Genomic DNA, 9,153 nt, shown 5'->3' with positions numbered 1-9,153 from the left:
CAATCCGGCGGTGGGCGGCTCGGCTCCCCTCGCGCCTCGACGACGCACTACTCGAACCCCGAGATGAGCGTCACGAGCCACTGCATCGGGTCGCCCCGCTCGCGCACCTCCACCGTCTCGACCCACTTGACCCACTGGAACCCCCGGCGCCCCGGGGCGACGAGACGCGCTGGGGCCCCGTGCCCGTGCGAGAGCGGCTCGCCGCGAACGTGGGTCGCGAGCAGGGCGTCGCGCGCCTCCTCGATGGGGAGCGACCAGCGGTAGCCCGTGACCGAAGTGAACCGGACGTAGCGGGCGTCGTCGCTCGCGCCCGCCGAATCGAGGAGGTCGCCGACGCGGACGCCCCCCCATCGCTGGTGAGTGTACCACCCGGAAGTGCAGTCGAGCGTCGCCTCGACCTCGCGCTCGGGGGCGTCCCCGGCGAGGTCGTCGTACGGGAGGTCCAGCTCATCCTCGACGAGCCCGCGTACGGAGAGGGTCCACGCCTCGCGGTCGACGGGGTCGGGGTCGTCGGCGACCCACGAGGTGACGGGGAAGCCGCCGCCCTCGGTCTCCGTCTCGTACAGGTCGCCCGTCGGCTTCGACCCGGTGAAGCGCCGCGTCGCCCCGTCGAGGGTGCGGTCGGCCGCCTCGGTCGCACGCCACGCGAGCGTCCCGGCGACGAGCAGCGCGCCCGTGCGGAGGGCGGCACGGCGGTCGAGGTCAACGTCGCGCGGGGAGTGAAATCGTCCGCGGAGGTGCCACAGCACCAGCGGGACGAGCAGGAGGCCGAGGCCGACGTGGAGATTGAGGGTGGTCCACGCGAGGACCGGGACGTTGCCGCCGAGCACCCAGAAGACGCCCGTCCCCAGGGCGGCGAGCGTGACGATCGCCTGCAGCACCGAGAGCGGGGTGAAGCGATCCCACGCTGCCCGCGCGGTGACGCGCCGCCGGACGCGGTAGAGCTTGAACCCCACGAGCCCCGCGAGTGTCAGCCCGACCGCCGAGTGGAGCCAGAACACCCACGCGCCGCTCGGAGCCCCTCGGGTGAACGAGTAGAGGCCGGAGACGACCTCGACGGCGACGGCGACCGCGATGGCCCAGTCGACGACGCGGGGCGGCGGCTCGGCGCGGCGGAGCGCGCTGGCGACGGCGACGCGGATTCGGCCGATGGCGCCGCGTGGAGGTCGCTTCGACACGGACGGGCGTACGCGCTCGACGGAAATAGATGCGCGGGCGTATCCCCCGCGACGGCAACGCCCAAGTCGTGCGTCCCCGTCCCTCCGCCCATGCCAGTTGCACTCGTCACCGGCTCCTCCCGCGGCATCGGCGCCGCGGTCGCCGAGCGCTTCGCTGCCGACGGCTACGACGTAGTCGTCAACTACCACAGCTCCGCCGACGCCGCCGCCGAGACGGCCGCGGCCGTCCGCGAACACGACCAGAACGCGGCAGTCGTACAGGCGGACGTGTCCGACCCCGACGACGCCGCGCGCCTCGTCGACGCCGCGGTGGAGGAACTCGGCGGGCTGGACCACGTCGTCAACAACGCCGGCATCGACCAGCACGTCTACACCGAGAACCTCGACCCGGCCGACTTCGACCGCGTGATGGACGTGAACGTCAACTCCGTGTTCAACGTCACGAAGGCCGCGCTCCCGCATCTCCGAGAAAGCGACGCCGACCCCACGCCGTCGGTGACGAACGTCTCCTCGATCCTCGCGTACACCGGCGCGCCGATCGAGGTGCACTACGCCGGCTCGAAGGGTGCGCTGCTGTCGGTGACGAAGAGCCACGCACGCGACTTCGCGCCCGACGTCCGGGTGAACGCGGTCGCTCCGGGACACGTCGAGACGGACATGACGAGTGACCGCACCGAGGCCGAGAAGGCCGAGGAACTGGACGCCATCCCGATGGGCTACTACGGACAGCCCGCCGACATCGCCGACGCGGTGGCGTATCTCCGAGACGCACGGTTCGTCACCGGCGAGACGCTGAACGTGAACGGCGGGGAGCTGATGCGATAGCCGTCCGAAGGAACGACCCGCCCCGGCTACAGCGCCGCCTCGATCCGGTTCAGTCCCTCCTCCAGCCGTTCCATCGAGTTGGCGAAGGAGAGCCGTAGCTGCCCCTGGCCGGCCTCGCCGAAGCCGTCGCCGGGCGCGAGCACGACGCCGGCCTCCTCGCACAGCCGCTTCGCCAGCGGGAGGCTCGCCTCGTCGGTGTCGGGGTTCAAGAAGGCGTAGAACGCGCCCTCCGGCTCGGGCGCGGTCACGCCGTCCATGTCCGCGAGGCGGTCGGCGACGTAGTCGCGGCGCTCGCGGAAGGCGTCGTACATCTCCTCGACGGGCTCCTGCGGTCCGGTGAGCGCGGCGATGGCGGCGTGCTGGGCGACGCTTCCGGTGCAGGCGGTCGTGGACTCCCGCACCTTCGTCGCCTCGTCGACGACCGTCGGGTCGCCGGCGAGCCAGCCGACGCGCCAGCCCGTCATCGCGTACGTCTTCGAGCAGGAGCCGACCGTGAGCACGTGGTCGGGGTGGTCCGTCAGCGCCGCCACGCCGGTCGGGTCGTGGTCGTAGGTGAGCTTCGCGTACACCTCGTCGGCGATCACGTACGCGTCGTGCTCGGCGGCGGCGTCGACGACCGCACGGACCTCACCGGGATCGGCGACGCGGCCGGTCGGATTCGAGGGGGAACACAGAACCACGAGCGAGGTGTCCCCGCTCAACTCCGCGATCAGCGTGTCGGCGTCCAGATCGTAGTCGGGCGCGGGCATCGGCACCTCGACGGGCGTCGCGTCCGCGAGCTTCGCCTGTGTCCAGTAGTTCGGCCACGACGGCGACGGGAGGAGGACCTCCGAGCCGGGCTCGACGGTCGCGAGGAACGCGAGGTGAAGCGCCTCCATCCCGCCGGTGGTCGTGAGGATCTCGTCGGCGGCGTGCTCCACGTCGTACTCGCGTGCGAGGGTGTCGGAGATGGCCGCCCGCAACTCGGGGAGGCCGGCGTTGCTCGTGTAGTGGGTGTGACCCCCGCGGGCCGCGTCGAGCGCGGCGTCGACGACGTGCTCGGGCGTGTCGAAGTCGGGCTCGCCTACTTCGAGCCGGACGAGGTCGCGGCCCTCCCGCTCCAACTCTTGGGCGAGGTCGAACATCAGGCGGATCCGGGAACGGTCGCACGCGCGGACGCGGGCGGTCGGTTCGTGCATGTCACCAGGTTCTCGCGGGGGGAGTTGAAGCTACGCGTGGCTGCAGTCCGTACGTACGCGGCCGTCGCGTGGCTGTGCGCGGTCACGGCTCGCGCCGGTCACGCGGGTCGAAGAAAGGATCGCAAGAACGGCGTCTGTCCGGTTACAGCTCGACGGCTTCCTTGTTCCCGAGCGACTCGGGGACCGTGAAGCGGATGCTCGTCGTCGCGCCGGCCATCGTGTTGATCTTGATCGTGACCTCCTCGCCCTCGCCGAGCGCGCCGTTGATCGCGCCGGTGTCAAACACGAGGTTCAGGCGGTCGTCGGCGTCGTTGAGGACGTTGTCCGAGCCGTCTGAGTCCTTCACCGTCTGGTAGGAGAACTCGTTCTCTTGGAGGCTTCCCGAAAGGCTGTCGTACTCCCCGCTGGTGTTCGCGACCAACTGGTCGGTTCCACTGGGACCGATCCAGGTGACTGTCGCGTTGTAGATGTCGATCTCCCCGGCACCGGGCGCCTGCGTGACGGTCACGTTCACGATGTCGACTTGGTTACCGCTCACGTTGCCGACGGTGGCGACCTCCTGGACGCGATCGCTGACCTGCTTGCTCGACTGCTGACCTGTTTCCTGTGACTTGCTCTGGAGGAAGCCGGCGGTGTTGATGAGGACGCCGGCGGCGATCGCCGCCACCAGCACCATCGCGATGAACACGATGAGCGTCCCGATACCAACCTGTCCGCGCGCTTCCTCGTCCGTGATGAATTCGAACATTGTGTGTGGTTCTCCGCTCCCTGATCGGAGCTATCGAACCCACCCGCGGACTCGTACTTGAGTTCGATCCTCGAAAAATCAGACGTGATATCCGAAGGTTACTCGGTAGTCGTGTCCGCCGCTAGTTCCGCCGGGGGCCCGCCGGGAAGGTCGCCGCGGTCGTGCGGCTCCGTGAAGTCGATGTCCGGCCCCGTCGGGATCAACCGCTTGGGATTCAGGCTCTCGTGTGAGCCGTAGTAGTGGCGGGTGATGTGGGCCATGTTCACCGTCTTCGCCACGCCGGGCGTCTGGGAGACGTCCTTCGTGTACTCCCAGAGGTGCTCGTACTCGTGGATCCCGCGGCGGTTGCACCGGAAGTGAGTGTGGTACACGTGGTCGAACCGCACGAGCGTGGCGAACATCGACACGTCCGCCTCGGTGAGGCGGTCGCCGGCGAGGTAGCGCCGGTCGGCCAGCAGGTCGTCGTACTCGTCGAGCGCCTCGAACAGCTCCTCGACCGCCTCGTCGTACGCCTCCTGCGTGTTCGCGAAGCCGGCGCGGTAGACGCCGTTGTTGATGCGCGGGTAGATGTCGGCGATCCGTTCGTCCACCTCCTCGCGGTAGCCCTCCGGCCACAGGTCGACGCCGTTGCCGAGGTGGTCGAAGGCGGTGTCGAGCATCCGCATGATCTCCTCGCTCTCGTTGTTGACGATGGTCCCCGCCTTCTTGTCCCACAACACCGGCACCGTCACACGTCCGGTGTACTCGTCGTCCGCGCGTTGATAGATCTCACGGAGGTAGTCGGCACCGTAGAGGGAGTCCGACTGTTCCTCGGAGAACTCCCACCCGTCGTCGTAGCGCTCGGGCTGCGTTAGCGACAGCGAGATCTCGTCCTCCAGCCCCTTCAGCGAGCGCGTCAGCGCGACGCGGTGGGCCCACGGGCACGCCCGACAGATGTACACGTGGTACCGATCCGGCTCGGCCGGGAATTCCGGGTTGTCGACGGGGTCGGCCCCGGGCTCCGGCACCGAGCCGTCGATCCAGTCGCGGAAGCTCGTCTCGCTTCGCTCGAACTCGCCGGTGTCGCCGGTGTCGCGGCGCACGTCGGTGCGCCACTCGCCGTCGACGAGCATGTTGGTCGCGTCGCTCATTAGTCGTGATCAACGATGAGCCGCCACACGCTAAAGCCGTGTGGCGCCGGAACAGTCAGTTCTGTCCCGTTCGACCGGCGACCGTACTAATACATTCTGCATTTGAGGAAATAAATTATGTCCGTGGAGTTGTATCGCTACCGTATGGGACGGACGTGCCAGAACTGTGGGGGGACGGTGACGGAGCGCTACGCTCGGGTGTTCGCGCCGGACGACGCGGCCGGGCCGCGGGTGTGCCCGAACTGTGAGGACCTCGTGCGCGACGGTGCGAGCGTCCGCGAGGCCCGCGCGAACCGCGGGTAACGGAGCCGACCACGGGACGGGGCGGTATATTCGTCCTCTCCTCACTCGACGGTTCCCGCGCTCACCCGCGCGAACCCGCCCAGGAGCGTCCGGTACTCGATGTCCGCGCACGCCTCCCGGAGCGCCCGATGGGCGGCGGCGACACGCTCGTCCTGAACGGTCGCGGGCGACCGCTCCAGCGACCGCGCGGTTCCCGGCGGCGAACCAGCGCGGACGAACAGATCGAACGCCGGGTTCACCGCTCGCCAGCCGGGACGCGTCGTCCGAGCGAGATCCAGTAGGGCAATTCGCCCGCCGGGACCGACGAGGTCGGCCCACGTGCGAACCGCCGCCGCCGGATCCGGGAGCATCCCCACGACGAACGCCCCGCAGCAGGCGTCGACGCCGTCGTCACGCAACGGGGGCCGGGTGGCATCGCCGCGGACGTACGCTCCGCGGCTGTCGCTCGCTCCTCCGAGTTCCCGGTCTCGCTCGCGGGCGACACGGAGCACGCCGGGCGCGAAGTCGACGCCGACGTACGTCCCGTCGCTCCCGATCCGCTCCGCGATGTACGGTCGGTTCGCCCCCGTTCCGCAGCCGAACTCGACGACCGTAGCGCCGGGATCGGGGTCGAGCGCGTCCGCGAGCGCCCGGCGGAGCGTCGCGACGAACGGTCCGCGCCTGGCGAGGGCGTCGTACGCGCGGGCGAGACGGGTGTAGAACTCCGGGGCGGACAGCTGTGGCGTCGCGGACTCCGGGAGACCGAACCGAGGGGACACGGTTACAGGAGATCCCGGACCGTCCGGGCGACTGTCGGCGCGTCCGGACCGAGGAGGTACAACACCGCCTCGACGCCGACGCCGCCGGTCTGGTAGACGGCGAACACGTCACTGAGCCTCTCAGCCGCGTCGCCGTCGGTCCGCTCGTCGCCGCCGGTCCTTCCGTCGTCATCGATCTGTCCGTCGTCGATCTGTCCGTCGTCGAACCGGCCCGCCACGGCAGCCCGGACGGGATCGTCCGGGCCGCCGGCGTCGGTCTCCCCGTGATCGCTCGGCTCGAACTCGGTGGCGTCGACGCCGGCGTTCGCCAGCGCCGCCACGAGGTCGGGGTCGTATCGGACGTTCACCGCGGCGCGGGCGTCGACGCCCGCCGCCCGTGCCGACAGCAGCACGCCCGCGACGTGCTCGCTGACGCCGAACTCGGGGTCGCTCGGCACTCGGGCGGTCCCCTTCACGTCGAAGATCCGACCCGGGACGGCGGCGACGTCGTCGATGTCGACGGCGTCGGGCACGCACTCCGCGAGGTTCGACCCGACGTTCGGGATGAGCCCCGCGAACCCGGAGGCCGCGGTGAGCGTGCGGACGCCGCGGCGAAGCGAGGAGAGCGTCCGCTCGCGGTCGCGCAGCCCGCTGTCGGGGTCGTGGACGGCGAAGTCGTAGTCGGCGCCCGCCAGTTCCGGCATCGACGCCTCGTGCAGTTCCGCGAGGAGGTCGCCAGCCTCCAGCCGCCTGATCAGCACCTCCAGCTCGACGAGCGCGCCGACGCGGCTGAGGTCGCCCGACGCCAGCCCCGCGGCGACGCGCTCGACGGTCTCGCGGACGCGCTCGTCGGCGGCGACGCGGTCGTTCGTCGCCACGTCGCCGTGGGCGTACTTCGACACCGCCGACTGGCTGATGCCGAGCGCGTCGGCGACCTCCCGCTGGGTCAGGTCGCGCTCGCGCAGCGCCTCCGCCAGCATCGCCCGGACCGTCGGGAGGAACTCGTCGACGACGACCTCCTCGATGAACCTCATCGCTCGGACTCTCCGGCGCCGTCGAGTGGTCCGTCCTCGCCGCCGGCGGGGTGGTCGGCCGCGAACTCGGGGTCGTCGCCGATGCGAGACGCCTGCGGTCCCGACTGTCCCTGGTACTTCGAGCCGCGCTCGGCGCCGTAGGGGCGGTCTGCGGGCGTCTTCAGCTCCGTGAAGGTGAGCTGGGAGATGCGCATTCCCGGCGAGAGGGCGACGGGGGCGTTCCCGAGGTTCGACAGCTCCAGAGTGATCTGACCTCGGTATCCCGGGTCACAGAGGCCGGCGGTCGCGTGAACGACGATCGCGAGCCGGCCCAGCGAGGAACGCCCCTCGACATGGGCGACGATGTCGTCGGGGATGGCGACCGTCTCCTTGGTCGTCCCGAGCACGAAGTCGCCGGGGTGGAGGATGAAGTCCTCGCCCTCGGGGACGTGCGTCTCCTCGACGTACTCGTCGACCTCGCGGACGTCGTTCGGGTGGATGCAGGGGATGTTCGTTCGGCGGAACTCGAGGAACTCCGGGCCGAGCCGGAGGTCGACGCTCGCGGGCTGGACCTGCGTGTCGATGTCGTCGAGCGGGTCGATCGCGAGGTCGCCCTCCTCGAGCCGGGCGAGGATATCGGTGTCCGAGAGTATCATTATCGAAGGCGCGGCCGCCGGCGGCCTAAAGCTTCTCTCATTGCGGGCCGGCCGCCGCTCAAAACAGCTCGAACACCAGCCCGATCGCGGTGAGGACGCCGACGATCGTTGCGGCCGTCCCGATCGAATGGTCGCGAGCGTCCGCCAGCCCGTAGGTCCGGATCACGCCCGCCCAGATAGCGACCACGAGGGCCGCGAGCAGACCGACGGCTTCGACGCCGCCGATCGCCGCCCGGAGGGCGTCGATCGCCCCGTCCGGAGTCCCCGGCACCGTGGTCGTCCGGAGGCGATAGACGATCAGCGCGCCGACGCCGAGGAGTCGCGCCAGGCTCGGCACCATCCCCCAGCCGGCGACCGCAAGCGTGTCGGCGAACGCGCCCTCGCCGTCGGCGAGCGCGCTCGCGGCGTGGAGGACGCCGCCCTGCACGAGCCAGAACACCGGGACGAGAACGACGGCCGCCGGCGGGAGCCACGAGAGCTCCTCGGCGACGAGCGCGCCGAGGCTCCGCTCGACCTCCTTCGGTTCGCTGCAGCCGGCGGGCGTGTCGTCGAACATCGAGTCCTCGCAGAACATCTCGCCGGGGTACGCCGGGTTGTCGACGGTGATCGGGACGTCGAGCGCGGCGGCGAACTCGCCGAGGAAGACGGCCAGCCCGCCGGCGGTGACGATCGTGACGAGCGCGACGGCGGCGGCCGCGTGGGCGAACGGCGGGGAGTCATCGTGGCGTTCAAAGTAGCTGTCCGGGCGGAGGAGGGGCGTGCGAGGACCTGCCATCGTCGGCGGCTCTCCCGGCTCCGTGAAACGTCTTGTCGTCCCCGCCGGTCGGCCGGCCTCAGACCGTCATGACGGATCGGCCGTCGCCGTGGTAGGCGTCGTGGAACCGGTCGAGCCGCCGGTAGAACTCCGGCAGTAGGCGGTTCCGGAGGTGTAGCCGCTCCCCGTCGCTCTCCGCGCGCGTCCACGCGACCGCGTCGTCGATCGCCGCCTCGACGTCGGCGGGGGGTCGCTCGCCGGTCGCGGCCACGAACGACTCGCGGAAGGCTGCCGTGACCGTCGCCAGCAGGAGGTCGTCGACGACCGCGGTCTCCTCGGGCGGGGTGCCGAGCGTCCGGACCGCGCCGGCGAGGAGAACGCGCCCGTCGCGGATCCCGTGGTCGGCGAACGAGCCCGTCATCGGTCGGTTGTCGCCGCTGTCGTCGTTTCTGATGCTCACACGCGCGAATAGGGCGGCTGGACGGTTGAACCCCCGCGGCATGTGCGGGCCGGGCACATTCGAGGCGCCCGCTTATCCCCCGTCGATGGGGCCGGTGCCGGTCGGGCGGGGCCGGCTGGTGATCAGCGGTTCCAGCACCGACTCCCGTCTCTCGACCACGCTCCCGAAGCG

11 protein-coding genes are annotated in these 9,153 nt (G+C 70.5%); 2 read left to right on the top strand and 9 right to left on the bottom strand.

The genetic code is table 11. The features are described 5' to 3' along the window. Positions 1 to 47 precede the first annotated feature (47 nt). Positions 48 to 1,178 (bottom strand): molybdopterin-dependent oxidoreductase, encoded by a 1,131-nt coding sequence (locus ABJD39_RS05580; protein WP_348612909.1) that lies wholly within the window; start codon positions 1,176 to 1,178, stop codon positions 48 to 50. A 90-nt stretch (positions 1,179 to 1,268) separates the two neighbouring features. Between ABJD39_RS05580 and ABJD39_RS05575 the strand changes: the two genes are divergently transcribed. Continuing rightward, positions 1,269 to 2,003, top strand: a complete 735-nt coding sequence (locus ABJD39_RS05575; RefSeq protein ID WP_348612907.1) for an SDR family NAD(P)-dependent oxidoreductase — start codon at positions 1,269 to 1,271, stop codon at positions 2,001 to 2,003. 26 nt (positions 2,004 to 2,029) lie between these two features. Here the strand turns inward: ABJD39_RS05575 and ABJD39_RS05570 are convergent, their stop codons facing one another. The 3 genes from ABJD39_RS05570 to ABJD39_RS05560 form a co-directional block, all read right to left on the bottom strand. Further along, complete coding sequence (locus ABJD39_RS05570; RefSeq protein WP_348612905.1) at positions 2,030 to 3,181, bottom strand: pyridoxal phosphate-dependent aminotransferase; 1,152 nt, start codon at positions 3,179 to 3,181, stop codon at positions 2,030 to 2,032. Positions 3,182 to 3,323: 142 nt separating this feature from the next. After that, on the bottom strand, positions 3,324 to 3,929 hold the full coding sequence (locus tag ABJD39_RS05565; RefSeq protein ID WP_348612903.1) for an archaellin/type IV pilin N-terminal domain-containing protein: 606 nt from the start codon (positions 3,927 to 3,929) through the stop codon (positions 3,324 to 3,326). Between the two features lie 98 nt (positions 3,930 to 4,027). Beyond that, complete coding sequence (locus ABJD39_RS05560) at positions 4,028 to 5,059, bottom strand: glutathione S-transferase family protein (RefSeq protein WP_348612901.1); 1,032 nt, start codon at positions 5,057 to 5,059, stop codon at positions 4,028 to 4,030. Between the two features lie 144 nt (positions 5,060 to 5,203). Between ABJD39_RS05560 and ABJD39_RS05555 the strand changes: the two genes are divergently transcribed. Further along, positions 5,204 to 5,362 carry a DUF7563 family protein gene (locus tag ABJD39_RS05555; protein ID WP_348612899.1) on the top strand — a complete coding sequence of 53 codons (159 nt, stop codon included), beginning with the start codon at positions 5,204 to 5,206 and terminating at the stop codon, positions 5,360 to 5,362. Positions 5,363 to 5,403: 41 nt separating this feature from the next. Here ABJD39_RS05555 and ABJD39_RS05550 read toward each other — a convergent pair whose 3' ends face one another. Genes ABJD39_RS05550 through ABJD39_RS05530 form a run of 5 tightly spaced genes read right to left on the bottom strand, consistent with a single transcriptional unit; the run spans position 5,404 to position 8,982 of the window. After that, on the bottom strand, positions 5,404 to 6,120 hold the full coding sequence (locus tag ABJD39_RS05550) for a class I SAM-dependent methyltransferase (protein ID WP_348612897.1): 717 nt from the start codon (positions 6,118 to 6,120) through the stop codon (positions 5,404 to 5,406). Between the two features lie 2 nt (positions 6,121 to 6,122). After that, on the bottom strand, positions 6,123 to 7,133 hold the full coding sequence (locus ABJD39_RS05545) for a thiamine-phosphate synthase family protein (protein WP_348612895.1): 1,011 nt from the start codon (positions 7,131 to 7,133) through the stop codon (positions 6,123 to 6,125). Then, complete coding sequence (gene dcd / locus ABJD39_RS05540) at positions 7,130 to 7,768, bottom strand: dCTP deaminase (protein WP_348612893.1); 639 nt, start codon at positions 7,766 to 7,768, stop codon at positions 7,130 to 7,132. Before dcd ends, ABJD39_RS05545 begins: the two co-directional genes overlap by 4 nt. Positions 7,769 to 7,826: 58 nt before the next feature. After that, a complete protein-coding gene (locus ABJD39_RS05535) occupies positions 7,827 to 8,543 on the bottom strand; it encodes a YIP1 family protein (protein ID WP_348612891.1) in 717 nt (238 codons plus the stop codon). 58 nt (positions 8,544 to 8,601) lie between these two features. Continuing rightward, complete coding sequence (locus ABJD39_RS05530) at positions 8,602 to 8,982, bottom strand: hypothetical protein (RefSeq protein ID WP_348612889.1); 381 nt, start codon at positions 8,980 to 8,982, stop codon at positions 8,602 to 8,604. Between the last annotated feature and the right edge of the window lie 171 nt (positions 8,983 to 9,153).

The organism is Halobaculum rarum, from assembly GCF_040025155.1.
In the GTDB taxonomy this organism is placed as follows: Archaea; Halobacteriota; Halobacteria; order Halobacteriales; family Haloferacaceae; genus Halobaculum; species Halobaculum rarum.
The sequence above is the reverse complement of the archived record's forward strand: the minus strand, read 5'-3'. Positions and strand labels throughout refer to the sequence as shown.

What these genes read in the sequence shown, in the direction of transcription:
- ABJD39_RS05575 (WP_348612907.1), top strand. Translation starts at nt 1,269, where the DNA reads ATGCCAGTTGCACTCGTCACCGGCTCCTCCCGCGGCATCGGCGCCGCG.
- ABJD39_RS05570 (WP_348612905.1), bottom strand. Translation starts at nt 3,181, where the DNA reads ATGCACGAACCGACCGCCCGCGTCCGCGCGTGCGACCGTTCCCGGATC.
- ABJD39_RS05565 (WP_348612903.1), bottom strand. Translation starts at nt 3,929, where the DNA reads ATGTTCGAATTCATCACGGACGAGGAAGCGCGCGGACAGGTTGGTATC.
- ABJD39_RS05560 (WP_348612901.1), bottom strand. Translation starts at nt 5,059, where the DNA reads ATGAGCGACGCGACCAACATGCTCGTCGACGGCGAGTGGCGCACCGAC.
- ABJD39_RS05555 (WP_348612899.1), top strand. Translation starts at nt 5,204, where the DNA reads ATGGGACGGACGTGCCAGAACTGTGGGGGGACGGTGACGGAGCGCTAC.
- ABJD39_RS05545 (WP_348612895.1), bottom strand. Translation starts at nt 7,133, where the DNA reads ATGAGGTTCATCGAGGAGGTCGTCGTCGACGAGTTCCTCCCGACGGTC.
- dcd (WP_348612893.1), bottom strand. Translation starts at nt 7,768, where the DNA reads ATGATACTCTCGGACACCGATATCCTCGCCCGGCTCGAGGAGGGCGAC.
- ABJD39_RS05535 (WP_348612891.1), bottom strand. Translation starts at nt 8,543, where the DNA reads ATGGCAGGTCCTCGCACGCCCCTCCTCCGCCCGGACAGCTACTTTGAA.